The sequence below is a fragment of the Sporosarcina cyprini genome (assembly GCF_022048975.1).
GTDB lineage: Bacteria > Bacillota > Bacilli > Bacillales_A > Planococcaceae > Sporosarcina > Sporosarcina cyprini.
The window spans coordinates 18,658-43,483 of sequence record NZ_JAKMHX010000020.1 but is presented as its reverse complement, the minus strand read 5'-3'; the positions used below and the strand labels follow the sequence as shown (position 1 = coordinate 43,483).

Sequence of the window (24,826 nt, the reverse complement as noted above, 5' to 3'; positions counted from 1 at the left end):
CGTTCTTTGCAGAAATTAAGGCATCCTCTTCCTGTTGATTAGCGATTCAAGCTTGCTCCAAACGCTCTGCTTTTTGTCGCAAAAGCCGTTCGGTGTTACGGCTTTCCCTGTGGGGTCTCACCTATCCCGCTCATCCCCCAGGAGTCGACGCCTTCCGCTCCAATCAACGGATGTTCTGCTAATAAGGTATAATGTTGGTAATAATCAACATGTAGACCTCGTATACAAGAAGTTTAATTACTCAACCATAAAGAAATTGTATCAAAAGGCAGGGAGCGCAACGAAGACTCCTATGGGAATAGCTTGAGCTGAAGACCCCGCAGGAACGGAGTGACGAGGAGGCTGAAGCCAAGCCCATGGAAAGCGAAGTTGCGCTCCCTGCCGGTTGGTTATGCATTTTTATTCATCTCAAAGTGACTTTGCCTACGCTCTAAGGCGCAAATCCATTGTAGGGAGATGCGCCTATTATTTACTGCTCTTTTTTTTGCTTTTAAGTAGAAAAACGGCTAGTACAACTACTAACAATAAGGGAATGAGTAGAGATAAATCAATGCTAAAACCAAAGTCACCTTGAAACATAGTACTTTTCAATTGTTCAGGTTTATCTAATCCTAACCGATCTGCAAGTTCCTCTTTTACTTTTTCCGCAAGTTCCTCTTCCATTCAAATTTCCCCTTTATATTCAGCTACCGTATAATTCTATGAATTTTTTTGTCTCTGCACTTAGCTTTTAAGTATATATACCTGGCTCCATTTATAAATTACAGCCGATTTGCCTTGCCAAACGTAGTGAAAAAGTCTTGAAATACCGGGTTGCCCAGTTTTTTTGTCAACACAATGAGTTTGACGGGGTTATTAGATGCATACGTTTCCAAAACGGTGACAGTCCCGGAACGGATTTCTTCTTTAATTCGTCCAGTTCCGATAATGCCTAAGTATTCATGCTGCAGAACGGCATTTTTTATTGCTTCGTCACTGTTGCATTGAACGGTATTTGAAAAGTTGGTTCCTTTTTTCAAAATCTCAAATTTAATAAAGGGAGCATTGTGATCGACGAGGACAGGATATTTCTCCAAGTACTCCTCCGTCCTTGCAGGGTCAGCAGCTACATCGCTTGAAGCGAAGAGCACCAGGTCATCATAGTCAATAATTTGAGAGGAGATATCTGTGCTGAGGGGTCTCCCGGCAACAATTGCGAAATCCGACTCATCGAGGATGACCGCCTGCAGGGAATCGTCACTGCTGTTGATTGCTCGCACATCAAATAGAACATTGGGGTTCTTTTTTTGAAAGCTTCGAACGAATGGCAGAAAGAAACGATCGCAATATTCATCTAAACCACATACCCGAATTGTTTGCTTTTCCCCTTTTAAATCTTCCATTCCCATTTGAAGGATGAAGAGCTCATTGAGGATATTCTTCGAATGCTCGTACAGAAATTCTCCGGCTTTCGTTAACCTTCTACGATTGTCCACTTTCTCGAATAGCGGCAAACCGATTTCCTCTTCCAATTGCTGCAGGTGTTTGGTCACAGTCGGTTGTGAGTAATTGAGACGCATAGCGGCCTGTATTAGATTCTGTTCTTCCACTACAATTTGAAATGTCTGTAAATGTCTAATCTCCACGATGATTCCACCTGTCCTTCAACGATCTAAAGCTTCAATTATACGATACCTCACTCTAAAATATTATAACCCAACATATTCAGAATCATAATATGCAGTATTCCTATTTTGAATATCATCCGCCTTAATTCAGGATAAAATGAAAGCGTTGACAAATCTATTTTCAGAATTCAATTAATTGGGGGTCTATTTGAATACTCGGGGAAGACTTTCGCTACTAGTTGGAGGAAGGGATAGTTCACAGCAGGCGTTACAAACCAAATGATTAGGGAGTGTTACAGATGAGCATGGCCAAACCTTTAAAGAATGCAGGCAATGAAGAAAAGAAGCCAAAGAAGAAAAGTGGAATTAGTGCTTACGTTCTGATGTTTATCATCATTGCTGCCATTACTGTTTTAACCTATGTGGTTCCTGCGGGCAAATACGCCAGATTTGAGGAAAATGGCCGAACATTGATTGACCCGTCCAAATTTGAATTTGTCGATCGAACACCCGTTGGATTGCTGGAGATGTTTAATTCGTTTCACCAGGGTATGGTGAACGCCGCTCCGATTATCCTATTCGTCTTGCTCATCGGCGGCGCTCTCGGCATTATGCAGGCGACAGGCTCCATTGATGCGCTGATCCGATTTACTGCCCAGAAGTTCGGTGCCCGGAAAAAACTGATCATCCCCGTGATGGTTCTCATTTTTTCATTGCTCGGTACGCTGATTGGAGCAGCTGAGGATACATTGGTCTACATTACTATTGTGGTTCCCATGACCATTGCCCTCGGATTTGATGCACTGACAGGCCTTGCCATTGTTGTACTTGGGATGCTCGGCGCTGGATTCACTTCAGGAATAACCAATCCCTTCACTATTGGGGTTGCCCAAACTGTTGCCGAACTTCCAATGTATTCAGGAATTGGCTTGCGAATCGCCATTTATGTCATCTTCTACATTTTGACAGTCCTCTTTATTTTACGGCATGTCAATAAAATCGAGAAAAACCCTGAACTGGCCGAATACGGCAGATTTAATCCAAATGAAAGCATTACATTTGATACGAATTACAAAATCAGCAAGAGACATGCCATCTCACTTTTTGTCTTTTTAGGCTGTTTCATCGCCCTTATTTATGGGGTCATCAGCCTTGGCTGGTATATCGGTGAGATTGTGGGAATTTTCTTGTTAGGCGCCATCATCATGGCACTCATCGGCAAGCTTTCAGGAAACGACATGACGGACGCATTTCTAAAAGGATGCGCAGAAATGGTTCCCGGCGCTATGATCATCGGTGTTGCAAGTACCATTTTAGTTGTTCTTACAGCAGGCGGGCTTTTGGATACGATCTTATATGTAACTTCCGGTTTGCTGGAAGGGCTTCCGCCAAGTGTAACCGCAGTAGGAATGGGCGCGGCGAATTTCTTTATCCATTTTATCGTTCCTTCCGGAAGCGGACATGCCTCCCTAGTCATGCCGATTATGGCCCCTCTTGCGGATTTGGTCGGTGTGACAAGACAAACCGCCGCCTTTGCGACCGTCATGGGCGGAGGCGTATCGAACTTGATCATTCCGACAGGCGGCTTGCTGTTGGCGGCGTTAGGGATGATGGGCATCCCCTATTCCAAATGGGTGAAATGGGTATTGCCGTACGTCTTAATCCAAGTGGCTGTCGTTTTGATTTTCTTAGTGATTGCGCAAGCGATTCAATATGGCCCGTTTTAATTTTAAAGAAATAGACCGCGGAGGTGTAAACCCGCCATTTAGTAAACAAATCTTCTGCAGAGGTGAATGAAATGAACTACCGCGAAATGTTATCCAATGTGATTGAAGAGAAACGGGAGAAATTAATTTCTGTCAGTGACCGAATTTGGGAATACGCAGAGACAGGATTTGTTGAGTTTCAATCAGCCGACTTACTATGCAAAACCTTAGAAGAGGAAGGCTTTGCTGTTGAAAAAGGCGTAGGCGATATAGAAACCGCTTTTATCGGCAGCTTTGGCAAAGGAAACCCGGTCATTGCAGTACTGGGCGAATTCGATGCCCTATCCGGTTTGAGCCAGGCTGGAGCGGAAACAAGTTATAATCCGGTCGAAGCAGGCGGAAACGGACATGGGTGCGGACATAACCTTCTCGGCACCGGTGCTTTAGCGGCTGCCATTGCCATTCGCCATTATTTGGAGGAGAATAACCTCGAAGGAACAGTCCGATATTATGGCTGCCCTGGAGAGGAAATCGGCAGCGGAAAAACCTTCATGGTGCGGGCAGGCTTGTTTGATGATGTGGATTTTGCGGTCTGCTGGCATCCGTGGTCGCGCCATGCTGTATGGTCGATGTCCTCCCTCGCCTGCTATGAAGTTTCTTATCGATTCAAAGGAAGAAGCGCTCATGCAGCGGATAGCCCCCACCTCGGTAGAAGTGCACTCGATGCTGTCGAGCTGATGAATGTGGGTGTCAACTATTTGCGGGAACATGTCATCCCGGAAGCAAGGATCCATTATGCCATTACGAATACAGGCGGATACTCTCCGAATGTCGTCCAAGAGAAGGCAGACGTCCTCTACTTTATCCGGGCTCCACGTGTTGCCCAAGCAGAAGAAATTTATCAACGTGTCTGCGACATCGCGAGAGGAGCGGCACTCATGACGGGCACCGAAGTAGAAATCGATTTTGCTTCCGCCGCCTCCGATATTCTGCCAAACAATACGCTCGAAGAGGTCATGTATGACAACTTTGTCGCTCTAGGAGTGCCTCAGTATGATGAAAAGGATTTGGAATTCGCAAAAGCTATCCGGGCGACACTTTCAGAAGCAGATAAAAGAAAAGACGTGCAGGTGAATAAAGAATTAAAAGGGAAAGACATGGCCGATGTCATCGACCCATTTATTCCTTCGAATGGTGTCATGCCGGGCACAAGCGATGTCGGCGACGTAAGCTGGGTCGTACCGACAGTTCAAGCTTTAGTCGGATGTGAACCAATAGGTACACCGCTTCATACTTGGCAGGTCGTATCGACTGGAAAGACATCTGTTGCGCATAAAGGCATGCTGCATGCAGGAAAAGTCATGGCGGCAACAGCGATCAACGTCCTTCATAATCCAGATATTTTGGAAAAAGCGAAGGCGGAATTGATTGAACAGCGCGGCGGCGAGGAATATGTTTGCCCGATTCCGCCGGAGATTAAAAAGTATAAAATTCAAACGGTGTAAACCTTGGAAAAGCCCAATCCCCTATTGCTTAAAAAGGATTGGGCTTTTTGAATGTGAAGAATAGATATACTAAAGATAATCCTGGCGGTTGCTTACATAACAGATTGATCCGCCATCCCCTTTTTATAACTTTTCCTTATATCCAGAGCACTTATTAATAAAACAACCCAAAGAATAGGATTGGAAAAAGAAATGCCTGATTGAGAGTTCCCTCCAAGTAGAGTAAAGATAACAATGAGAATAAGTAAATATAACGGGAACACGGCTTGCCAAAGTACATCGAATTTTTGCTCCTTCTTAGTAGGTGTAAGAAAGATACCGGCACAATAGACAACGAGAAGGCTGCCAACTAGAATTGGTTTTGGAACAAATACGATTTCGCTGATGCCTGGAAAAAAATCGAATAGTAATAATATGGTCATGAGGCTCAGCAAAAGTAGTAAGACAACCTTATCCCGTTGAATCATTACACGTCTCCTCTCTTATAAATGAAGGTCTTAAACATATCGAGTCATCATAAACGTACTCCTATACAATCTTCAAAAGAAATACTGCGAATCATATTTATTCAGAAATTACTAACATATACTCACGGACCAAGTTGAGCATCTTTTCTTGCATGTCACTGTCATTCTTTTCTCTATCGATCGAATAGCCAATATGATAAATGTATCCATCATAATAAGCGTAAAACTCATTTGCTTGTGTTCCGACAACTCTGATCTGATTCTCCGTTTCATCAAGGTCATAATATCTGTATAACAATGCACTATTCGTCGTGAGTATTTGCTGGTACATCGGCACACCCTTCAAGAGTTCTACTTTTTTCAGCTCGTTTCCTACAGTATCACGGTTGTCGTTTATCGTTACTCCTTCCAAAGGATTTCGATCACTTTAGGTTGCAGAGATGATAAAAAAATCTCCTGGTCTTGCATCATCCTGATTAAAAAAACCGATTTGAACTTGGCTTAACCGCTCTCCTTTTTTAGCAGACGAGGTAACAAGATACGCCGTTTCCCTGGCGGTTTCAAAAGGCAGTTGATCCGTACCTAATTGATTGATGGCCTTCTTCATTTGCTCATATAAAGGAGAGGTTACCTCATCGCTTGCAGCAAGGTCATAGTAGCGAACGTGTTCTCTTACATTGAGAACATCGTACGGATGAAAATACTCGCTAAAAGTGACCCCGTCGCCCTTAATCGTCTGTGCCTTTGTCTTAATGAAAATCCCGCCTGCCAACAGACAACCAATTAGAAAAACAGGAAGTATCCTCTTTGTTATCTTCGTAGGATTCACTTTTCTATCACCTCCAGTCATCAATTTCGGTCATAGATTGTGTAACACATTTTTTGATACGCACTTACAGATCGTCAATTTTGTTATGAATCATAGACTATACTGTACGAGATATTCAGTTTGTGCCAAATCCACATCTCCAGTAGACGTTGCATCTGCGTCTCTATTTCTTTTTTATCCATATTCAAGTCAATCCCGAACTGGTCCAATGTAAAAGTTTCGGTGTCTGCTACCCCAGGATACTTGGTACTATCGAACGAAAAAGTCACTGTTTTAACCAAATTACCATTCCCCTCCTAACACTTTCCATTGCTTATTGGCAATACCTTATTTTATTCACATGCCAACCCGCACTCGTCTCCCCAGCTTACTCCACAATATAACGCCTGAACCGCACATAACTGAAAATAGTCAATACTAATCCCAATGCCCCTACTAACAAAAGCCCATTCGTAATATCGATCGCATCATTAAAGTGGGAGACAGCAAATTCACCGTTAATTACCCGATGTAGATCTACATAGGTAAATGGATTAAACGGAGACTTTGGCAACACAGTCATGCCAAAAAAGGTGACAATGAGCAGGAGGGCAGCATTTACACTCGGATTTTTGAAAAAGAGCGACAGCAGAAAATAGACGGAATACATCAGGAATACGAGAGCCGCTGTCATTAGCAGAACCATCCCCAAGTAGTTCCCGAGCGTAGTAAAATGAAATTCATCTGTCCATTCGTTTAGTATATTTGCACTCTTTAATCCAAGCAGGCTTTCGCCTGGCCCATCGTATATCAATACAGGAAATTGCAAGCTGCCTACACCGGATGTAAGAAGACTTGAAAGAAGCGGCACGCATAAAATCAAAAAAACAAAAAGAAGAGTACATAACAATCCGCTGCCAAACTTAGCAAAAAACAACCCAGGCCGATTAACTGGCAGGACGGCATATAGGTTCAGCCCTTTTCTCTTTTTGGTCGCTTCGGAAGAAACATTGTTTCCGAAAACAAAGCACCCGATCAAAATGATAAATGGAATTACGAACGCAGGAATGATCTGATACAAGAAATAAAAACCAGGCATCCCATAGCGTTTCGTTGTATCTTCCCATAATTCCAGCGTCTTTCCTGTAAATCGATCATATAATGTCGGATGGAAAGGCGTAATTGAATTCATTTGAATAAGGGGTTCGTCTCCCGTTTCAGCCAGCAACCTCAATTCCTCAGCTGTGGCCCTCACAGTGAACATCGAGACCATCTGATCCATCATAGAATGCACTGGATAGTTCTGACTCTTTGAAATGGCAACATCACGATCCAACTGTTCGTATTGCTTTTGCGTAATGGCTGCCCAATTACCAGCTTCTATATGATCCAAATCAAACTTTTTATCAGCAAGCATCTTTTCATAGATATCAATACTCAACTGTAAATCAAGAGCCTTCGCGCTATCTCCTGCCTTATTGGCTTCTTCCAGCGCATGACGGTCTTCCGCAATCTTTTCCGGAAACTCGATCTGGCTATTTTCCAGGTCAAACATGCGATTCATATGCATGCGCTCCGCAACGGAATAGTTAAAGAAATAGTAGCCGGACATCGCCACAACCGAAAGAATCAGGGCAATCCATATCGATCTTTTTTTGATTATCTTTTTACATTCAAAGAGAAAGTGCTTCATCTCACATTCCTCGCTTTCGGTTGAGCATCATTGTAGCTGCCAGCATAAGTATTAAAGCCACACACAATACTGCAATGCCGCCAGGGAAAAACTGAGGTGTCCTTAAAATAGCCTGGTCAACCATTTGATACGTGAATGGATTATAAAGACTTTGGAATCCATAACTATCAACGAGCCACCCCCCCGCAATGATGAAAAGCAATGCCGAGAACGCAATGATTGTATTTTGAAATAAATAGGCTATCAACAGAAACAGGCCAACTGAGAATACCATAAAGCTACAACCATACAAGGCTGCTTCTACTAAATAGTCACCAGAACTGATAAATGTATCTTGGCTCGTATATATTGGATATTGAAAAATATTCCCTTTTGATCGGCCAAGCAGTTCACCAACCCCATAGGAAGTGCCAAAAATGATGGCAAGCCAAAGGATTCCGCCACTGACAATGGTTGCAAATTTGATGAACATATATTGGACTCTTGTCATGGGCAAGGTCAATACTTGACGGATGCTATTATCATCAAATTCTCTCGTTACGATGAGACCCAACACAAACAGCAGCATGACAAAACCAACAGGGTTCATGACTAACGAAATTACTTTCTTCATAAAAATTGAAGTTTGAATTGATAAGTCAAAATCTTCCTTCGGCAGGTTCCTCTTCAGGAGCTCCTCATTCAATTTTATCGTAATTTCCATATCGATCATGCTGACTCCAAAATACGAGCCATCAAACTTTGTGTATTCCATAGCTGATTCATAGACTGCGATCTCTTTCTGCAATTCGTTTTGCCAGTTGCGGCTTTTGATGGCATAAATCAATTCTTGCAGTCTGGTGGAAAGCTCAGCACCAAAATGCAGTTGACCCTTAAGACTCTGGGTCTTGCCCTTTTTCATCTCCTGTTCTGCATTGAGAAGCTGCTGGTTCACGTCATTTTGCAGCTCTGTAAAATACTCAATTTTCTTAACTTCAATTTGTCCCTGTGACATATGGTTATAAAAAAACAAGCCGAATACAAAGGCGAATGTCAGCTGCAAAAAAACAGGAAACACTCTAAGACGCGAGATTTTTTTCCACTCAAACAAGATTTTTTTCATGCGGAGCTCCTGAAAAAATTTCTTTGTATAATTTCTCTGACCCTGTTTTTTCTTTCTGAATGTCGAGGATTTGCAGCCCTTCCGACTTAATTAATTCAATCACTTGATCAAGCTGGTCACTTTCCAAATGAAGACGGATACCCCTCGTTCCATTTTCATGACCGACCTGATATCCGCCTTCCACAAGCACACGCTTGGCACGCTCAGGATCGGATAGCAAAATGTCATAGTATGTATCCTCAAATTGATGCATATCGACTTGCGTCAGTTTTCCATCCTTCAAAAACAAAATCTGTTTCGTAACACGGTCGATCTCGGATAAATTATGAGATGACAATAGGATGGTGGTGCCCTGATCGGCCAGCTCCAATAAGATTTTCCTCATTAAAATAGCGCTCGTCGGGTCCAAGCCATTCAACGGCTCATCCAGTAGCAATAACTTTGGTTGATTAATGAGCGACATCGCCAGCAACAAATGCTGTTTCATCCCTAGTGAATAATTGCCGACGGTCTTCTTCAAATAGCCTTCCATGCCCACGTATTCCGCCACTTCTTTCACTCGGTCTTTAGGCATCTTCTGTACGTCACTAATATATTTCAAATGGTCATATCCCGTTAAATAATCAAACAACACCGTATTATCCTGAAGAAATGCGACTTCCTTAAAAACCGTTGAGTCTTTATTGCTCTTTCCCATAAGTTCGACCGTCCCAGAATTTGCTGGAAGAATATTTGTAATAACATTGAGAAATGTCGTCTTTCCCACTCCGTTTGGTCCGACAAGAGCCCAAATACCAGGCGTGTCAATCGTCAAGCTAATCGCATCGAGCACTTTATGACTCTTATATACTTTTGTCAAGTTCTGAACTGCTAGAATTCCCATCACCTATCCCCTCTTTCTGTAAAAAATGTATATCTCTTAAACTATCCTAACATAAATTCAGATCATTATGGCAATAAAAAAATTTATTAATACTAGTCAGGAGCCATGCCTCCATCGAGCACTCGTATGTGCTTTTTTTCCTGTAATCAACCATGCCTCTGATCTCCCCGGTATTTCGCCAACATTTGGTACCGCCGGCAACCGCTCGTATATCACGGCTAACCGCTCGTATTTTCCCACAACCTCTCGTATCCACTCGCCAACCGCTCGTATAACCAGCCAACCACTCATATATTTCTGCAACCTCTCGTATCTGCCGGCTAACCACTCGTATATCCTGGCAAACCGCTCGTATCTCTGTTCTCCTTCTAATACATTTGCCAACCGCTCCTTTATTTCCGAAATTGTCATAACTGCACCGAAAACCACACAAAAAAAGCACAGCAAGTTAATTAACTCGCTACGCTTTTGGCTTTTTGCTAACTGATGTATGCATTTCATAAACAGCTTCGCTTTATTTCCACTGATCATACACCCAGCCAACATTGTACCGATACAGCTTGGATGGGCGGTAGGCACCTGTCTTGATTTCCTTTCCTGTATCTATAACCATGTCTTCTACATGCCGGCGAAATTGGACTTTGTTTAGCTCCCTACCTAAAATTACTTCATAGACCTGCTGCAAATCGGGCAGCGTAAACTCATTCCCCACCAAGTTGAATGCGATATTCGTGTAATTCACTTTGCCGCGCAATCGCTCGAGCGAGTACAGGATGATTTCTGCATGGTCAAAGGCTATGCCTTGCCGTTCGATAATGGTCGTAGTCGTTTTTGTATTTGCTTGATCCGTCTCTGTGACTTTCTCCACGATTGCAGAAACAGTAACAGTACCAGAAAGCAGCTCCAGTTTTATCTTTTCGGTCCGCCTCCTGATTTCCCCATCGAGCTCGTCCTGGATATCAACTACGTGATCCCTGACGGTAAACCATCTTACCTCCTCCGCATCATCGCCAGCTTGCAGAGGCGGTAGCTTTTCCTGATCGACGAGCGCCAAATAACTGACGCTGACAATACGCATTCGAGGGTCCCGATCTACTGCACTCCAGGTGTAAAGTTGTTCCGCATAGACTCCGTCTACCCCCGTTTCCTCTTTCAGTTCCCGCTGCACAGCTGTATCCAGGTCTTCGTCGATCCCCATGAAGCCGCCTGCTAATGCCCAGTCACCTTTATATGGATGCCCCCCTCGCCGGATGAGCAGCAACTGCAATTCTTTCTCCGCCTTTTTCCTTTTATCTGTCGGCTTTTCCGTCGCAACCGTGAAGATGGCCATATCTGTTGTAACGGATGGTTTCTCATACTTGTCCTTCTCCGTCTTTCGATACTGCTCAATAAATTCTCGTTCACTCAAATTCTGTAAGTCCTTTTCTTCCATCGACGTCTACCCCTTTCCAAAACACTACTTAGTTGCATCTTATTACTATCTTTATTTAATTACAAGCGATTCCCTATTTCTTTTTCTGCAATCCTTTTTAACTCTTTCGCACGATTTACAATAAAGTTCCTCATATACTTTTCTAAAAACAATTTATCAGCTATGACGCCTAGAATGCCAAGAGGAGATTTATATGAGAAGGTATCTTTCATAATAGTTCCTGTTCCACTTTCAATAAATTCATGTGTATGTGTAAATGAATGAAAGGCACCCTTCACCATCACATCCGTAAATTGATATGGTCTGTCCATCTCAATAATTTTAGCAGTTAATTGTTGTCTTACTCCTAGGTGGGTGGCTTCCCAAGTAACTGTATCGCCTTGTTCCATCAGTCCAGATGTAACACCAGCAATCGCTCTTTCCTTTGTTTTACTTGTTGTTTCCATGTGGATCTCAACGTTTCTGGAAAGATCAAAGCAGACATTGATAGGTGCGTTTACAAAAATATCGTATTTGATAATTGGCATAATGTAGGTACCTTTCTTGTAATCAATTTTGGAATTAACAGTGCAACTTAGTTATTAAGTTAAAGCCAGCCCAGAGTAATCACATCATCGTGGAAAAATTCAATCACATAATTTGATAAGGGGCAGTAAATATACTGGTCTGGCCCCATATACATAATCTCTTCAATACTTTCCATAGTTGTCGTTAATGAAGTCTTCACTAGAGGGTATCCGTGTAATCCGACAATAACATAGACTGGTAACGTATGATCCAAACCTTGCCGCGAGAGAATATCCGTAATATGTTGAAGTTCTTCATAAGCTAGAACTCTTTTATTGCTCATTTTGTCCCAATCAATTCTTCCATACCAAGCAATCGGAAATCTGTCGGTCATTTCAGTTTCAACGTGTTCGCTTTCTTTCACATCCAAAATCTCCACTGCTTTTCCAGCAGGGAACAGTTCTCGTAATTCGCTAATTCGCCGATCGTTTTCCAATTTGTCTTCGTTCATTTTTCTAGCACGTACCATTTCTTCTAAACGCTTTTTTCTTTCTTCTCTATTCATTTTGTCATCCCACTCAGAAAAATTAATAACGGCAGTTTGTTACGGAAGGTGTTTATCTCGTCGCAGTACTTATATTAATTATACTCTTCCTTTTAGTATTTTGAGCGAAAAAAGAAGGGTCCCAATAGAACCCCTCTACTTCGTCAAAAGCTTTGTAATATGCTCAATCGCCCGGTCAAGCCGTTCCTCATAATTCCCGCTCACCGTCACGTACTTGATTCCCCGGTCATCAAACATTTGCTTGAGTACCTCATTCGTCTTTCTTCTCACTTCCGGATCGCTGAATGTCCGGTATCCATCCGCTACCCACTTGACGTCAGGCTCCAAGAATAAATATAAATCATAATCCTGCGACTGGATGACCCCTTCGATGAACTCGAGTTCCTGCCCTAGGTACATTTTCGCGTAGTATTGGGAAACAACCGCTTCGCTGTCGATAAATAATAGTTTATTGGCTTTCTTAATTTTCTGGTACTCCATATGTTTATGGCCAAAGACAATTTCCTTGTAATGTTCTTCCGTCAACAATGAGCTACCGTCACCAATCTCTTCACTCACTGTGCGTCCATATTCCTCTACATATTCCGTGCCGAACAGCTGCGCCAAATTTCGTGTTAACGTGGATTTCCCGCATGATTCCACTCCCACTATGGCAACCTTCTTCGTATAATAGGGCTTCGCCGCCTCCGGAATCATATCCCAGTTCGCAAAGACTCCCTCATTCCGGATCTTTGTTGCACTGATCGGAAAAATCTCCCGTGCCTCATCAATGACCACATGGTGAATATCCTCTCCATAGATTTGCCTGAACCAGTAATCATACTCGCTTTCCGAACTGAAAATATGGGTGATCTTCTCAGGGATCACTTCAATCATGCGACGCCCGCCCTCAAGCCACATGTACTCCATGTCCTCCGTATAAGGATCTTCCACCGCCAATACCGTAACATTCGGCATGTTTTTCACAGACGTCATAATCCACTGCTGCCTCCTGCGGTAATCAATATAGTCGAGTCCCGCATCCTCGCATAACTTTTTATCCCGTTCTTCATGATAACTAACTAACACATAAAGATGGTCTACTTGTGCAGCTGCTTTTGTAATGGCATATAAATGTCCTTTATGAAACGGAATGAATTTCCCGCCATAGTGTCCTATTTTTTGCTCTGCTGTTTTATTTACATTCGTCATCGTTATCTTCTCCCTTATCAATAATTATTTGTCTGCCGAAACTTGTACCTTCGATAATTTCAGCCAGTTTCTATAACCATAGACGGAGTTGACTAGAAATGCTGTCCACATAATGACCATGTTCCAATCGTTGCCTCCCGTCTGAACCATCGTGATGACCCACAATGAGATGGTGAGGAGATTGACTAAAATCCAGATGACCCATTGTTCGGCATATCGCTGTACCATTAGTATTTGAGCGATTACCGACAGGACGACGGCCATGCTGTCAATCCGGACTTGTTGTGCCGCGAGCAACGTTAACACTTCAGCGTAGACAAATGCTCCGATTGCGAAAGCTCCGATAACAATCATCCAACCTTTCAGATTCAATCTCTTTACATATACGTTCTCACCTTGTTCGGACTCTTCTTTTTTCTTATAATGCTTCATCCAGAGCCAGATCCCGATAAATTGCATCGGGAAGTAAAACAACCAGTTCAACATCGATTCACCGTATAATCCATATCCATAAGCGATATAGCCGTATGTTACCGTCTGGATGATTCCGAAAACATAGTTTGACACCTTCCCTTTTGCCACTAGTACGACGCACAACATGCCAGCTATCGAACTGATCAATCCGAGTAATGTATCCTGAAAAGCAAAATACAAATAGACTGTGATGCCTGTGAAAATGACTACCCATGCTTTTTCGAAGACTGACCATTCCGCCAAGTACCCCTTCATTCTCTCCGCCATGCTTCTCCATCTCCTTTACTTAGTTATATTTTGTTACTATCTATACTTAGTATATGATTGTATCTATGTATTGTCAACTGGTTTTTAAAAATAAAAAACTCTCATCGTTGCAGCTGGAAACTGCTTAATGAGAGCTTGGTCAACTGGATTACTTCAGTTGATCAGTTAAATTCATTAATTTAGCGACTGCTTTCTCGGCTGCTTGCAATGCCCCTTCTAAATGTCCACCAAACTGTGGATCCGTTTCGGTTCCTGCAAAAATTAGGTTCTTTCCCCAAATCCCTGTATCGGGCGGGTATCCGTATTGAGGAAAGTCATGGAGACGATCCAAGTCTTCCTTAACTGCCGTTTTTGTGTCTGTTGACCAATCTTTATAGAGCATGGCTTTCATTTTGTGAGCTTCAGGTCCAAAGAACCTTACCAGTTGACCCGTTACCAATTTGAGAAGTTCCTCCTGACCAAGCTCTTGGCGTTGTATTGCCGGCCAGCCAAAGAAGCCAAACAATGCACCTGAACCGGTTTCAGGGGACGCATCATGTATTTCCTGCAATGGGCCAACCCAACTTGTAGCGTTTCCGGAGAGGCCAACTTCTCTCCAAAAAGGACGTTCATACACGGCAACTACTTTCGCATGACTCGCCATCCATGTCGGTTTGCTTGCAAGGTCTGCAAGCAGATTCGGTGGAAGAGGTGGTGAAAATTCAATATGACGAGCAACCATTCGAGGCGGCAACGCCAGGATGATAGCACTCGTCATAAATTCTTTACTTGTTCCATCAGCAAGGAGAGTCTGAATTGACAATTCGCTCGCTGAATATTGCCGGATTGCCGACACTGTTGTACCCAGCTCAATAATTTCAGGTGGGATTGTATCCGATATTGCTTCAATGAGAGTCTGCACGCCACCTCTAATACGTACTGACATTGCATTCCCGTTTTCTGGTAGTGTATAGCGTTTTGGGGCTTCATTCAGAGAATGTTCAGCCAATAAAGCACCTTCCGTATATTGATCAAACGTCGCAACATTCAATTCCTTCACCAGACTACTGATCTTCTGCTCGTATTGCGGCCAAAACCAAGTCGGCCCGAGATCAAATCGGCCAAGGTCTGGTCTGTTCGCATCTGAAATACTTAGAACCCTGCCGCCGATCCGGTTCCTCGCTTCCAGCAACCTGCAGGCAATGCCTTGCTGGGTCAACAGCGAGGCTGCCCAAAGTCCGCTTACACCTGCTCCAATTATGATAATCGGATGTTTCATATACCTTCCTCTTTCTAACTTTAGATGAACGAACTTGAATACCTAAACTTTCTCTGTAGCCTTCCCAACTCTGCAGATTAAATTGTTTTCTCGGACGTGTCCAATTGACTGGATTTCTTTTTACTATCGATGCTTGCCCTAATTACAATAGGAATTAGCAGTAAAGCTAATAACCCGCCAAAAATTGAAAGTGCAGCATAGCTTGATTGGGCTACAATGACTCCTGACAAACCTCCACCAAGTGCACCAGATAACGCAATTCCTACATCTACTGAGCCCTGTGTCTTTGCCCGATTGGACGGTGAAGTAGCATCCACAATCATGGCCGTACCACTTATTAAACCGAAATTCCATCCAAGACCAAGCAAAATGAGGGAGGTTACAAGCATTGCCATTGATTCGCCAGAGCCGCTTGCTGCTAGAATACCTGTAACAAGTAACGTTACAGCGGAACCGAGCGCCATTTTTACGCGTCCAATTTTATCAACAAGATAGCCGGTAACTAACGAAGGTAAAAACATGGCTCCTATATGAAATCCAATCACGAGTCCCACTGCTTGCAAACTATGTCCATGATGCCCCATATGGATGGGTGTCATCGTCATAATCGCTGTCATTACAAATTGAGTCAGTATCATAACGGAGGCTCCGGCAAAAACACCCCTTTTATTTAGAGTAAATAGATTCGATTGTCCCTCTTTCTTGGATTCGTCAGCAGCTATTTGCGCATTGATTGCTTTCGAAATTAGCAAAGGATCCGGTCGAAGGAAAGCTAATAGTATTAAGCCAGCTAGTATGTAAGCCGCAGCGGCCAGCAAAAAGGGGCCAGCTAGAGGAAGTATCCCGATTGACTCAGCAACCCCACCCATGACATCTACCAGATTAGGGCCAGCAACGGCACCCAATGTGGTCGACACCATGGCCACACTAATCGCCTTGGCTCTTTGTTTGTTAGTCGCCAAGTCTGCCCCGGCATAGCGAGCCTGTAGATTTGTGGCTGAACCCGCTCCATAAATTAAGAGGGAGACAAATAATAAGTAAACATTATTCGTCAATGCCGAAAGGACGACTCCAATGGCACCGGCACCTCCAAGCAAAAAGCCGGCTGCTAGTCCTGACCGGCGTCCATATTGCTGAGAAAGGCGTCCTACTAGCAGTGCTGCGCCTGCAGATCCTAATGTAAATAATGCTGTTGGAAGGCCAGTCATACTATCTGTACCTAGCATGTTCTTGGCTAAAAGCGCTCCAACTGTGATGCCGGCAGCAAGACCAGCACCACCAAAAATTTGGGAAAGAACTACAACAAATAATGTTCGCTTATATAACTGCTGTTGTTTTTCTATCGAACTCACGTAGCTTTGTATCAATGCAGAATGAGCAACTGCTTTTTTTGTACGATCTTTCACTAGACTTCACTCTCCCTTCTTACATAATTTAAAATCTTGTTGACGTAACACAGAGAAAAATCCTTATCATCAACAACTACGTCGGTTAATCTAACGAACTCTCCAGCATAAAAGACTGTGAAAAAGAAAAACTTTCGAGGGCTCTGTACTTTACTATGTCATGCTTCTCTTGGATCGACAATATTACATCGCGTTTTAACTAATAGCAAAGGGGTAAATTCCTTTTACAAAGAGGAGGTGGCCCTGCTATGCCGTTTGATTATAATCTTGACTACGACAATCTCGATTTACGAAAGCATCCCGAGCTGTATCGAGTAGGAAAAGGCGAACAAGGGGTTTTATTAGTAGAACCATATAAAAGTGAAATCTTGCCCTTTTGGCGATTTAAAACACCCCCAATTGCCCAAGAATCAGCTGAGAAAATTATGGAGCTGTTCGAAAATTACCGGAAACATGATGATTTTGTCGGGATGGACATGGCGAGGAAATTCATCCAAATGGGATATACACGGGCTCGGCGGTATACCAATTATAAAGGCGGTCGCAAATATAATGAGGATGGTACAATAAAAGAGCGGCAGATCGATCCGGAAAAAGCAAAATCGGCTGACATATTCAAAGTCTACTGGGACAAAATCCGGAAAGACGAAGACTATTTGAAGAGAAAGAAAGCTCACCAGCAAACGTATGGCTAAGCAATGCCGAGACGTCAAATCATGAAAGTTCCCAGTGATGGATGCATCCCTTTTATGCTACACTATGGGGCAAGGAGGGAAAACGATGAATCAAAATGATAAAATGACCGGGGATGAAAGACGGCAATTTCTACTGGAGACCCTGCAAAAATCTAAAAAGCCATTGACGGGCAAAGAGCTCGGCGAGTTGACGAATGTCAGCCGACAAGTCATCGTAGGCGATATGACGTTGTTGAAAGCAAAAAACGAGCCCATTGTGGCAACGAGCCAAGGATACATATACATGCAGGAATCGCATGAAGGGCAAAAAATCGAGCAAGTGCTTGTCTGTAGGCATGCACCCGAACAGACGCAAGAGGAATTATACATCCTTGTCGACCACGGGATTACAGTGAAAGATGTAAAAGTGGAACACCCTGTCTACGGTGACTTGAGTGCATCGATCATGGTGAGCAACCGGCGGGACGTTAAAGAGTTCCTTCAGCGGATCGAAGAATCAAATGCCTCTTACTTATCCAATCTATCTGAAGACGGTATCCATCTGCATACTGTCATCGCAGATCGGAAAGAACAAATTGCGGATGCTATGGCGGAGTTAAAAAAAGCGGGAATCCTCGTGGAATGAAGGATTTCCGCTTTTTTACGTTGAATATATCTACAAAGACTTTCCATTTCAGAGGAGGAGGAATGTTTTGTTTCACCTAAGAAAACCCTTACTTTTAATTTTCCTTGTTAGCATGTTAACCGGTTGCCAGTTGGCAGGTACTAAAAATGAAGTTCCGATTGAAATGGTGGCCTTTGGGAGCCTAACAGAAGAAGAACAACAGCTTATCCCTACCAGCCCGAAAGATTCGACCGTGCGGAAAGTTACGGTAACAGAAGAAATTGAGCCATTTATTGCAGAAGACTATGAGCAAGATGAAGTTTATATCATAACATTTCACAATAAAGAAACGGATTCAGAAGAACTCTCCGTATTTGTTGGTGCAGATAAAAAGACCGTAATTGGAAAAGGATTTATCTCTAAACCATAGTACATTACTATTTTAGCTTCTTCTCATTTTCAAGCAAATCGATGATTCGATCTAATTTTTGTTCAATCTGTTGGGTTTGCACGATTTGCTTTTTTTGATTTCCGGATCGTGACTTGAGGAAGAGTGTCAGCGATACAAAGAACAGAATGACTAACAATAAAAATACAATTGTAAAAAAGATATCTCCAAAATGAAAAATGGTATTTGTCGAAGTCACTTTATCCTCTCCTTCCTGCAAGTTAAAATTATCGTAATCCCACTTCTCGATCAAGTTGGGCTAAAAATTCCACCATCAAGGCATGTCGCTCTTCTGCCAGCCGCTTCCCTTCTCCCGTCACCATCAGATCTTTCAACAAGAGTAACTTCTCATAGAAATGAGTGACAGACGCGGTGCTTTTTGTTCTATATTCCTCTTCCGTCATGGAAAGGCGTGCTGATTCTGCTTTGTCATACAGCTTCCGCCCTTTCGCTCCGCCGTAGGCAAATGTCCGGGCAATACCGATGGCTCCTATCGCATCAAGACGGTCGGCGTCGCGGACAATGGCCCCTTCGATTGACTTCAACTCTTTTGACTGGCCTCCGCTGAATGAAACACTTTCAATCGTTTCGACGACTCGCTGGATGGTATCAGGACTTGCGCCGATGCTTGTCAAAACATCTTGTGGCGATCTAGATTCGTCAGTCCGATATTTCGGATATCAATATCATGCAAAAGAACGGCGAGCTGAACAATCGTCGTGTCCGCCTCAGGCATCGTTTTACAGATCGTTTCCGCATTTCTCCTTACTCGTTCGATATGATCAAAATCGTGACTTGCATCAAATTCCTCGTAAATAGATCGTACTTGTTGTTCACATTGTAGTAGTAACTGTTCCATATATTATCACCTTTCATTTCTGAGATGCCGTTTTTATTATTCTTCAGTATTATCTATGAACTTGTCGATAGTTGAGTCATTAAGAATTACTTTCATTACCTCTATCGATAGTTCGATTGCTCTTATTCTTCGTTCTAAAAGAGTTCTTTGGGGACTGCCCGGTTTTGATTTCTCATACATGTTTTCAAGTGATGGCATTAAACCATCCAACACTTCCCGGGCAGCCATTATTTCTTCTCGGGAACTTTGAAAAGGCTTGGAATCCCACCTGTACTCGAGCAAGGCAAGGCCGATTTCGATTGCTTGAAGTCTTTTTGAAACCAACGTGGTGCTGGCTCCTTTTTGCATCATTTGGTTCTTCGAATTTTCTAGTTTACGAAGCGTGGATTGCATCGATTCTATGGATTGCTTCATTTTATGGTTGAATACCATCCTCTTGTCTCCTCTCTTTCAGCTAAATTTTCCTGTCCGACTACGAAAGAGATACGACGCTTCTTAAATCCGGAGCGTATTGAAATAAATCAACGAGTGCAGTGCCATCTGATGAATAGATATCAAATGTGTCAATCACCTCTCGACTTGTTCCGCCAACTTTCCAAATGGATGAGAGGAATAAAGCCAAACCGTATTTTGTAACCGTAGTGTTGTAACCGAGGGCTGTCCGAAACATTTCAATGCTTTCTTCATACTTGCCAATTGTATGGTACATGCATCCCAAGTTGTACAGAAGGACAGCCATAGAGTCTTTCGCCTGCCGGGAGCTATTCAAATCACCCCAGCTTCCTAAAGCAAAGTAGTTTTGGTTTTCCATTGAACTTAAAAGAACCGCCTTTACTTCTTTTTCAAGCAGCTCTTTTATCTTGATTGACACATCATGTAGCAGATACTCTTCATTCACTAAAAAAGCTTTCTCTATCAATAGAGTGTAATAAGTGAACGTAGCAAAGGTTTGATTCTCCCAGTCATGATCCTCTTGTAACAATTGGTCCATATGGCTGAATGGAACTTCAATCGGTGTAATCTTTTTCAGTTTTAATAGTGACCCAATGGCAGCCCGATGACTCTCAAACCGAACTGCCCTGTTTTCTGCAGTTCGGGTAGAATGCTGACAGGCATATACATACCAATCAAACCATTCTTCGAAATAGTTTCCTAAAGAAAGAGTCAAAGCTTGCGTTGTGTCTGAAACAAACCAATGGAGCCGATCGGGAAATAACGCCTCTTCCCCCCATTTGACAAATTGAATGTGATTGTCATAAACCATCTGCGGTTTTCTCTGAACAGCATAAGCGTCAGAAATATTCCAATACACCCAGCCCATTTCATCTGTCGTTAATCTTCTGGAATGCTTAAAATCATAAAGTAACTCAACAATCTCTTCTAATTTATCATCTTGCAGCAAACGGTTAAATTGCTTGTAAATATCCAATCCAACTGATTCCCCTTTTTGAATGAACATGACAGTAAAAAGATGTGTATGTTGTTAACTTTACAGATGCAATGATACTGTGGTTATTCAGTCATTTCATCAGTCCAAACCACTTTATATAAAAAAGCGAGTTCTTTATCTTCCATACCCTTTGGAAAACCGCCATTCCAGCTGCCAATTACTTCAAGTTCATTTTTTGTCGTTCCAGCCCATGCAGACAAATAAACCGGCTTACCTAATTCCAATTGCACTTTTTCCTTTATGAGGCTAGTGGAAGTTGTGGCTGTCATCGTATTATCGTAATTCGTTGTAACTTTGCCCGAAGGAATGCCAGCAATAAGCTTTAGGAAACGCTGTTCATCTTCCTCAAACCTTTCAATCGCAAATGAAAGTAGAGTATCATCAAATTCGGTTTTAGCTTCACTGTGAGTTGACAACAATTCACCTGCGAGTTCCCCGTTTTTGTATACCTCTACTGAAAAACGAAGATCATGATCCTTCGCCAAACTGCCATTCAAATGAAAGAAATCAATTTTCTCCACATCTGTTTTACTTATGAGCTCGAGTTCTTTTTCACTCATCGTATAAGGTGTAATCGTTAATCTCGCTTTGTTATCTGCACAGCCAGTCAGCAGCAAGGCTATTAACAGTAACAAGCCATCGGTTATTAATTTTCGCAACGTTTTCCTCCTAATTGAAATCACCATAACTATCTTCATTTACAATTTATATAAGTTGAACTGATTATTCCACCCATTCACTAAGTTGATTGGAGTGCTAAGGGGCGACTCCAGCGAACTATGTTACGAAGAACGGTGTTTGCGAGTAAAAGCGTAGCGTTACGAGCAGGAAGTGAAGGCTGCCTTAATTTCTGCAAAACCCAGAAATATGGCAAATCGAACCCTTCGTTGTTCGATTGGCTTAAGCCCTGCCCGCCGAAAGCGTCCGCTCGGAACGGAAATCAACGGTAAATGTTATTTATTTCAACTAATAAAGTAATTTTTTTAACTTATTAATGGCTCTTATTCACCCAATCTGTATTAGTGTTAGTCTTTAGTAGAATCCACTAATTCAGACTCAATCTCTTCATCCGAAACAATCTCTTGTTTTTGTTCTTTTCGCTCTCCGCCGAACACGACTAATAATACGCCGATTAGGAAAACAATTAACAGTAACCAATCCAGTCCGAACATAATAGCAGCCGTCAGCATGGTTAAACAAATTAATAAGATCCCCATTAACCGATCCATTCAAATCCCCTTTTTCAAATGATTTTAACAAGCCGGCATTATTTCTGGGCAATTTGGTCTTTCCAATGAATGCCAACCTATTTTTAATCATAACATGGGAAAGGGTTGGACATCCAAAGAGTTTTCAATGGTGTCAGACAATTCATTGACGTTGTCTGTCGAATCATGTATAGTTAGGTCATCCATGTATATAATGGTAAAGACATCGAAACGCCTAGGGAGGAAAAATCATGTACCAAGGTAAAGTAAAATGGTTCAGCAATGACAAAGGGTATGGTTTTATCGAAACGGATTCTGGAGAAGACGTGTTTGTCCACTATACAGGTATAGTTGCGGAAGGTTTTAAAACCTTGGACGAAGGACAATCTGTTTCTTTCGAGATCATTGAAGGAAACCGAGGGCCTCAAGCGGCGAATGTCTTAAAAATCGAAGAATAAAAACAATCATCCCGCTGAGGTGCTTTCAGCGGGATTTATTCTGTGTATTTATTCATTTCGTTTCCTAGAAACTTCAGTTGTTCACCGATCGTGCAGGTCTGAATGCAAAATTGATGGGCACCTGTCTTTCCACAATCTTTTACGAGTTGTTTTTTGATGAAGCAGCCTTCGCAATACGTATCCAGCATTTCATTTATTTCAGTCATGACAGTTAATTTATTCATAAAGAACCTCCAGCTTTATTGCGACAACAAAACTGTCGCCTGCCCATACGATATTCACTTGAAACCGAATGGGTTCCTATATTTTAGTACGCATCACAAGCAATTGCAACTATTGTAAAGAGGTGAGCCGATGATTGAATTATACGTGGATGGAGCGAGTGCCGGGAATCCCGGGATGAGTGGAATTGGGATCTTTATTAAAGGAGAAGGGCATGCCCTGAAGATTTCGGAACCGATTGAACCGACGAATAATCATACAGCAGAATTTTTAGCGCTTCTCCGCGGGATGGAGGAAGCAGCCAAGCTGACAACCGGAATCGTCTCGGCCCGTTCTGACTCCAAAATTGTCGTGACAGCAGTTGAAAATCAATTCGTTAAAAACGATCTGCATAAAGGCTACTTGGCACAAATACTAAAAATCGCAGATTCCTTTGATTACTTTTTCATCAAATGGATACCAGATAGTGAAAATCGGGCGGCTGATGAACTGGCCCGGCAGGCTATCCAACGCTAGTATGCCACCCGTTAATTTTTTGATGTGACAAAAAAGCTGCCTGATGGTTTTTAGCCATCCTGGCAGCTCTTTTTTATGCTTTCATGAAACGAATCACCGCATTATACTCGTCGTAAAGAACCCATTCCCTATTCTCAATAACAGATCCGACATTGACGATGACACGCTCTTTTCCAACTTCATACTCCTCACCAAACCGAATGCATTCGGAATGGCCGTTTCGGAAGATTTCCGAGCGATGGGTATGGCCGAAAAAGACGAGCTTCCAGGTTGGCGAGAGTTTCTGCCACGGATTGTCCCCGTAATGCCATTGATGGCCATGAATGACAACCGCCTCTCCGATTTGCATCGTTTCCGGCAGCTTCTCCAGTTCCATGCGCAGCGGGTCATCAGTATTTGTAATAAACACTATCCGTTCTTCCTGGTTCCCACGAATGGACGGAAAAGTTAACAAATCACGGAAGCCTTCCGGTAACTGCATGACGTCTTCCATTTTTTCATATTTGAAATCGGTAATATTCCTTTTGCTTATCGTACATTCAAATAAATCCCCCGTACCGACCAATTTGGCGTCGGGGGCAACTTCTGCCACTTGTTTTAGAACGGCTTCTAAGTCTTTCGTGGAGGAATGGATATCACCTACGATTGCATAACGCAAAACTTACTTCACCTCTTTGTCTACCTCTTCTGTCGTAATCCAGTCACTATAGCTGCCGACATAAAGCCGGGCATCTGTATAGCCGTTATGCTTCAGCATGGCGAACAGAGGGGCAGCCGTTACGCCGCTTCCGCAATAGGCAATGACAGGCTGGCCAGCTTCAGCTACTGTATTGAGCTGCTCTTTCACGTCTGCATGTATGTTGAACATTCCGTTTTGCTTTAATTTCTCCCAATCGAAATTTAAAGCACCTGGAATATGGCCCGCCACAGGATCAATCGGTTCCATTTCTCCTCTGTACCGTTCAGCCGAACGGGCGTCTAGCAATGTATAACCAGTGTTTCCAGTGACTGTATCTTTCACAAAATCCTTGGAAGCATACAATTGATCTTGCCAAATCGGCTCCACATCTGTCCGGCCTGGCTCCGGAATCTCCTGATCGATCGGGAATCCGTCTTCCTTCAGTTTGTTAAATCCATCTAAACAGATCGAGGCATTGGTGAAGCCCGCATATTGCAGAATCCACCAAGCTCGTGATGCAAATGGGCTGCCGCCCTCATCATAAATGACAATTTGATCGTCCAGCGAAAGACCTGACTTGCGGAATAACTCCGTCAGGTCTTGTTGATCCGGCAATGGGTGTCTTCCTGAAGGCTTGGACATGTCGGAGAGATCCTTCTCCAAATCCCAATAGACGGCTCCGCTAATATGTCCTGCTTCGTAATCCCCTCGTCCTTTTTTAGGATCTTGCAAAGAAAACCGAGTATCAATCCATTTTACAGATTGACCTTTCAAGCTTTCGCCTGTCACAAAAACAGCTGTCATTATTACTTCACC

31 protein-coding genes and 1 pseudogene are annotated in these 24,826 nt (G+C 42.8%); 7 read left to right on the top strand and 25 right to left on the bottom strand.

Annotated features, from left to right (window positions below):
* Window positions 1-465 precede the first annotated feature (465 nt).
* A complete protein-coding gene (locus tag L7D49_RS07285) occupies window positions 466-663 on the bottom strand; it encodes a hypothetical protein (RefSeq protein WP_238080185.1) in 198 nt (65 codons plus the stop codon).
* Between the two features lie 98 nt (window positions 664-761).
* Complete coding sequence (locus tag L7D49_RS07280; protein ID WP_238080184.1) at window positions 762-1,625, bottom strand: LysR family transcriptional regulator; 864 nt, start codon at window positions 1,623-1,625, stop codon at window positions 762-764.
* Between the two features lie 281 nt (window positions 1,626-1,906).
* Here L7D49_RS07280 and L7D49_RS07275 point away from each other — a divergent pair, with 281 nt between their 5' ends.
* On the top strand, window positions 1,907-3,334 hold the full coding sequence (locus tag L7D49_RS07275) for a YfcC family protein (RefSeq protein WP_238080183.1): 1,428 nt from the start codon (window positions 1,907-1,909) through the stop codon (window positions 3,332-3,334).
* A gap of 71 nt (window positions 3,335-3,405) precedes the next feature.
* Window positions 3,406-4,818 (top strand): M20 family metallopeptidase, encoded by a 1,413-nt coding sequence (locus tag L7D49_RS07270; protein WP_238080182.1) that lies wholly within the window; start codon window positions 3,406-3,408, stop codon window positions 4,816-4,818.
* 92 nt (window positions 4,819-4,910) lie between these two features.
* Here L7D49_RS07270 and L7D49_RS07265 read toward each other — a convergent pair whose 3' ends face one another.
* The 14 genes from L7D49_RS07265 to L7D49_RS07200 all read right to left on the bottom strand — a co-directional run bounded on the left by L7D49_RS07265 (window position 4,911) and on the right by L7D49_RS07200 (window position 16,871).
* Window positions 4,911-5,285 carry a hypothetical protein gene (locus tag L7D49_RS07265; RefSeq protein ID WP_238080181.1) on the bottom strand — a complete coding sequence of 125 codons (375 nt, stop codon included), beginning with the start codon at window positions 5,283-5,285 and terminating at the stop codon, window positions 4,911-4,913.
* 97 nt (window positions 5,286-5,382) lie between these two features.
* Window positions 5,383-5,697 (bottom strand): hypothetical protein, encoded by a 315-nt coding sequence (locus L7D49_RS07260; RefSeq protein WP_238080180.1) that lies wholly within the window; start codon window positions 5,695-5,697, stop codon window positions 5,383-5,385.
* Window positions 5,698-5,712: 15 nt separating this feature from the next.
* Window positions 5,713-6,114, bottom strand: coding sequence for a hypothetical protein (locus L7D49_RS07255; RefSeq protein ID WP_238080179.1), 402 nt, complete (start codon window positions 6,112-6,114; stop codon window positions 5,713-5,715).
* 367 nt (window positions 6,115-6,481) lie between these two features.
* The gene (locus tag L7D49_RS07250; RefSeq protein ID WP_238080178.1) at window positions 6,482-7,786 is read right to left on the bottom strand and encodes an ABC transporter permease subunit; all 1,305 of its coding nucleotides are present in this window, start codon (window positions 7,784-7,786) and stop codon (window positions 6,482-6,484) included.
* Window position 7,787: 1 nt separating this feature from the next.
* The gene (locus tag L7D49_RS07245) at window positions 7,788-8,888 is read right to left on the bottom strand and encodes an ABC transporter permease subunit (protein WP_238080177.1); all 1,101 of its coding nucleotides are present in this window, start codon (window positions 8,886-8,888) and stop codon (window positions 7,788-7,790) included.
* Entirely contained in the window at window positions 8,869-9,771 is a 903-nt protein-coding gene (locus L7D49_RS07240; protein WP_238080176.1) for an ABC transporter ATP-binding protein, read from the bottom strand. The genes L7D49_RS07245 and L7D49_RS07240 overlap by 20 nt, the downstream gene beginning before the upstream one ends.
* Window positions 9,772-9,867: 96 nt before the next feature.
* Window positions 9,868-10,155, bottom strand: coding sequence for a hypothetical protein (locus tag L7D49_RS07235; RefSeq protein ID WP_238080175.1), 288 nt, complete (start codon window positions 10,153-10,155; stop codon window positions 9,868-9,870).
* Window positions 10,156-10,285: 130 nt separating this feature from the next.
* Window positions 10,286-11,203 (bottom strand): NUDIX hydrolase, encoded by a 918-nt coding sequence (locus L7D49_RS07230; RefSeq protein ID WP_238080174.1) that lies wholly within the window; start codon window positions 11,201-11,203, stop codon window positions 10,286-10,288.
* Window positions 11,204-11,262: 59 nt separating this feature from the next.
* Complete coding sequence (locus tag L7D49_RS07225; protein ID WP_238080173.1) at window positions 11,263-11,730, bottom strand: SRPBCC family protein; 468 nt, start codon at window positions 11,728-11,730, stop codon at window positions 11,263-11,265.
* Window positions 11,731-11,789: 59 nt separating this feature from the next.
* Complete coding sequence (locus L7D49_RS07220) at window positions 11,790-12,275, bottom strand: CDI toxin immunity protein (protein ID WP_238080172.1); 486 nt, start codon at window positions 12,273-12,275, stop codon at window positions 11,790-11,792.
* A gap of 135 nt (window positions 12,276-12,410) precedes the next feature.
* Window positions 12,411-13,466, bottom strand: coding sequence for a multifunctional transcriptional regulator/nicotinamide-nucleotide adenylyltransferase/ribosylnicotinamide kinase NadR (nadR, locus tag L7D49_RS07215; RefSeq protein ID WP_238080171.1), 1,056 nt, complete (start codon window positions 13,464-13,466; stop codon window positions 12,411-12,413).
* Between the two features lie 24 nt (window positions 13,467-13,490).
* Window positions 13,491-14,207 (bottom strand): nicotinamide riboside transporter PnuC, encoded by a 717-nt coding sequence (gene pnuC / locus L7D49_RS07210; RefSeq protein WP_238080170.1) that lies wholly within the window; start codon window positions 14,205-14,207, stop codon window positions 13,491-13,493.
* Between the two features lie 148 nt (window positions 14,208-14,355).
* A complete protein-coding gene (locus tag L7D49_RS07205; protein ID WP_238080169.1) occupies window positions 14,356-15,465 on the bottom strand; it encodes a flavin monoamine oxidase family protein in 1,110 nt (369 codons plus the stop codon).
* A 77-nt stretch (window positions 15,466-15,542) separates the two neighbouring features.
* Window positions 15,543-16,871, bottom strand: a complete 1,329-nt coding sequence (locus L7D49_RS07200; protein ID WP_238080168.1) for an MFS transporter — start codon at window positions 16,869-16,871, stop codon at window positions 15,543-15,545.
* A gap of 248 nt (window positions 16,872-17,119) precedes the next feature.
* Here L7D49_RS07200 and L7D49_RS07195 point away from each other — a divergent pair, with 248 nt between their 5' ends.
* The 3 genes from L7D49_RS07195 to L7D49_RS07185 all read left to right on the top strand — a co-directional run bounded on the left by L7D49_RS07195 (window position 17,120) and on the right by L7D49_RS07185 (window position 18,600).
* Entirely contained in the window at window positions 17,120-17,566 is a 447-nt protein-coding gene (locus L7D49_RS07195; protein ID WP_238080167.1) for a DUF4385 domain-containing protein, read from the top strand.
* Between the two features lie 85 nt (window positions 17,567-17,651).
* Window positions 17,652-18,191, top strand: a complete 540-nt coding sequence (locus L7D49_RS07190) for a transcription repressor NadR (protein WP_238080166.1) — start codon at window positions 17,652-17,654, stop codon at window positions 18,189-18,191.
* Between the two features lie 67 nt (window positions 18,192-18,258).
* Entirely contained in the window at window positions 18,259-18,600 is a 342-nt protein-coding gene (locus L7D49_RS07185; RefSeq protein WP_238080165.1) for a hypothetical protein, read from the top strand.
* Between the two features lie 7 nt (window positions 18,601-18,607).
* Here L7D49_RS07185 and L7D49_RS07180 read toward each other — a convergent pair whose 3' ends face one another.
* The 6 genes and pseudogenes from L7D49_RS07180 to L7D49_RS07155 all read right to left on the bottom strand — a co-directional run bounded on the left by L7D49_RS07180 (window position 18,608) and on the right by L7D49_RS07155 (window position 22,156).
* Window positions 18,608-18,817 (bottom strand): DUF4083 family protein, encoded by a 210-nt coding sequence (locus L7D49_RS07180; RefSeq protein ID WP_238080164.1) that lies wholly within the window; start codon window positions 18,815-18,817, stop codon window positions 18,608-18,610.
* A gap of 28 nt (window positions 18,818-18,845) precedes the next feature.
* Window positions 18,846-19,477 (bottom strand): annotated as a pseudogene (locus L7D49_RS20425) (HD domain-containing protein).
* A 36-nt stretch (window positions 19,478-19,513) separates the two neighbouring features.
* Window positions 19,514-19,909, bottom strand: a complete 396-nt coding sequence (locus L7D49_RS07170) for a hypothetical protein (RefSeq protein WP_238080163.1) — start codon at window positions 19,907-19,909, stop codon at window positions 19,514-19,516.
* Window positions 19,910-19,949: 40 nt separating this feature from the next.
* The gene (locus tag L7D49_RS07165; RefSeq protein ID WP_238080162.1) at window positions 19,950-20,906 is read right to left on the bottom strand and encodes a tetratricopeptide repeat protein; all 957 of its coding nucleotides are present in this window, start codon (window positions 20,904-20,906) and stop codon (window positions 19,950-19,952) included.
* A gap of 83 nt (window positions 20,907-20,989) precedes the next feature.
* Window positions 20,990-21,586 carry a hypothetical protein gene (locus tag L7D49_RS07160; RefSeq protein ID WP_238080161.1) on the bottom strand — a complete coding sequence of 199 codons (597 nt, stop codon included), beginning with the start codon at window positions 21,584-21,586 and terminating at the stop codon, window positions 20,990-20,992.
* Between the two features lie 366 nt (window positions 21,587-21,952).
* Window positions 21,953-22,156, bottom strand: a complete 204-nt coding sequence (locus tag L7D49_RS07155; RefSeq protein WP_238080160.1) for a hypothetical protein — start codon at window positions 22,154-22,156, stop codon at window positions 21,953-21,955.
* Between the two features lie 230 nt (window positions 22,157-22,386).
* Here L7D49_RS07155 and L7D49_RS07150 point away from each other — a divergent pair, with 230 nt between their 5' ends.
* Window positions 22,387-22,593 carry a cold-shock protein gene (locus L7D49_RS07150; RefSeq protein WP_238080159.1) on the top strand — a complete coding sequence of 69 codons (207 nt, stop codon included), beginning with the start codon at window positions 22,387-22,389 and terminating at the stop codon, window positions 22,591-22,593.
* A gap of 35 nt (window positions 22,594-22,628) precedes the next feature.
* On the opposite strand, the gene L7D49_RS07145 is transcribed toward L7D49_RS07150, so the two are convergent.
* Complete coding sequence (locus L7D49_RS07145; protein WP_238080158.1) at window positions 22,629-22,817, bottom strand: zinc-finger domain-containing protein; 189 nt, start codon at window positions 22,815-22,817, stop codon at window positions 22,629-22,631.
* Window positions 22,818-22,947: 130 nt separating this feature from the next.
* On the opposite strand from L7D49_RS07145, the gene L7D49_RS07140 reads away from it, so the two are divergent.
* Window positions 22,948-23,331 carry a reverse transcriptase-like protein gene (locus tag L7D49_RS07140; RefSeq protein ID WP_238080157.1) on the top strand — a complete coding sequence of 128 codons (384 nt, stop codon included), beginning with the start codon at window positions 22,948-22,950 and terminating at the stop codon, window positions 23,329-23,331.
* A 73-nt stretch (window positions 23,332-23,404) separates the two neighbouring features.
* On the opposite strand, the gene L7D49_RS07135 is transcribed toward L7D49_RS07140, so the two are convergent.
* The gene (locus L7D49_RS07135) at window positions 23,405-23,989 is read right to left on the bottom strand and encodes a metallophosphoesterase family protein (protein ID WP_238080156.1); all 585 of its coding nucleotides are present in this window, start codon (window positions 23,987-23,989) and stop codon (window positions 23,405-23,407) included.
* Between the two features lie 3 nt (window positions 23,990-23,992).
* Window positions 23,993-24,814, bottom strand: coding sequence for a sulfurtransferase (locus tag L7D49_RS07130; protein ID WP_238080155.1), 822 nt, complete (start codon window positions 24,812-24,814; stop codon window positions 23,993-23,995).
* Window positions 24,815-24,826 lie beyond the last annotated feature (12 nt).

What these genes read in the sequence shown, in the direction of transcription:
- L7D49_RS07170 (WP_238080163.1), bottom strand. Translation starts at nt 19,909, where the DNA reads ATGGTATTCAACCATAAAATGAAGCAATCCATAGAATCGATGCAATCC.
- L7D49_RS07265 (WP_238080181.1), bottom strand. Translation starts at nt 5,285, where the DNA reads ATGATTCAACGGGATAAGGTTGTCTTACTACTTTTGCTGAGCCTCATG.
- L7D49_RS07275 (WP_238080183.1), top strand. Translation starts at nt 1,907, where the DNA reads ATGAGCATGGCCAAACCTTTAAAGAATGCAGGCAATGAAGAAAAGAAG.
- L7D49_RS07145 (WP_238080158.1), bottom strand. Translation starts at nt 22,817, where the DNA reads ATGAATAAATTAACTGTCATGACTGAAATAAATGAAATGCTGGATACG.
- L7D49_RS07155 (WP_238080160.1), bottom strand. Translation starts at nt 22,156, where the DNA reads ATGGATCGGTTAATGGGGATCTTATTAATTTGTTTAACCATGCTGACG.
- L7D49_RS07205 (WP_238080169.1), bottom strand. Translation starts at nt 15,465, where the DNA reads ATGAAACATCCGATTATCATAATTGGAGCAGGTGTAAGCGGACTTTGG.
- L7D49_RS07240 (WP_238080176.1), bottom strand. Translation starts at nt 9,771, where the DNA reads ATGGGAATTCTAGCAGTTCAGAACTTGACAAAAGTATATAAGAGTCAT.
- L7D49_RS07270 (WP_238080182.1), top strand. Translation starts at nt 3,406, where the DNA reads ATGAACTACCGCGAAATGTTATCCAATGTGATTGAAGAGAAACGGGAG.
- L7D49_RS07140 (WP_238080157.1), top strand. Translation starts at nt 22,948, where the DNA reads ATGATTGAATTATACGTGGATGGAGCGAGTGCCGGGAATCCCGGGATG.
- L7D49_RS07250 (WP_238080178.1), bottom strand. Translation starts at nt 7,786, where the DNA reads ATGAAGCACTTTCTCTTTGAATGTAAAAAGATAATCAAAAAAAGATCG.
- pnuC (WP_238080170.1), bottom strand. Translation starts at nt 14,207, where the DNA reads ATGGCGGAGAGAATGAAGGGGTACTTGGCGGAATGGTCAGTCTTCGAA.
- L7D49_RS07150 (WP_238080159.1), top strand. Translation starts at nt 22,387, where the DNA reads ATGTACCAAGGTAAAGTAAAATGGTTCAGCAATGACAAAGGGTATGGT.
- L7D49_RS07195 (WP_238080167.1), top strand. Translation starts at nt 17,120, where the DNA reads ATGCCGTTTGATTATAATCTTGACTACGACAATCTCGATTTACGAAAG.
- L7D49_RS07230 (WP_238080174.1), bottom strand. Translation starts at nt 11,203, where the DNA reads ATGGAAGAAAAGGACTTACAGAATTTGAGTGAACGAGAATTTATTGAG.
- L7D49_RS07220 (WP_238080172.1), bottom strand. Translation starts at nt 12,275, where the DNA reads ATGAATAGAGAAGAAAGAAAAAAGCGTTTAGAAGAAATGGTACGTGCT.
- L7D49_RS07225 (WP_238080173.1), bottom strand. Translation starts at nt 11,730, where the DNA reads ATGCCAATTATCAAATACGATATTTTTGTAAACGCACCTATCAATGTC.
- L7D49_RS07130 (WP_238080155.1), bottom strand. Translation starts at nt 24,814, where the DNA reads ATGACAGCTGTTTTTGTGACAGGCGAAAGCTTGAAAGGTCAATCTGTA.
- L7D49_RS07245 (WP_238080177.1), bottom strand. Translation starts at nt 8,888, where the DNA reads ATGAAAAAAATCTTGTTTGAGTGGAAAAAAATCTCGCGTCTTAGAGTG.
- L7D49_RS07285 (WP_238080185.1), bottom strand. Translation starts at nt 663, where the DNA reads ATGGAAGAGGAACTTGCGGAAAAAGTAAAAGAGGAACTTGCAGATCGG.
- nadR (WP_238080171.1), bottom strand. Translation starts at nt 13,466, where the DNA reads ATGACGAATGTAAATAAAACAGCAGAGCAAAAAATAGGACACTATGGC.
- L7D49_RS07190 (WP_238080166.1), top strand. Translation starts at nt 17,652, where the DNA reads ATGAATCAAAATGATAAAATGACCGGGGATGAAAGACGGCAATTTCTA.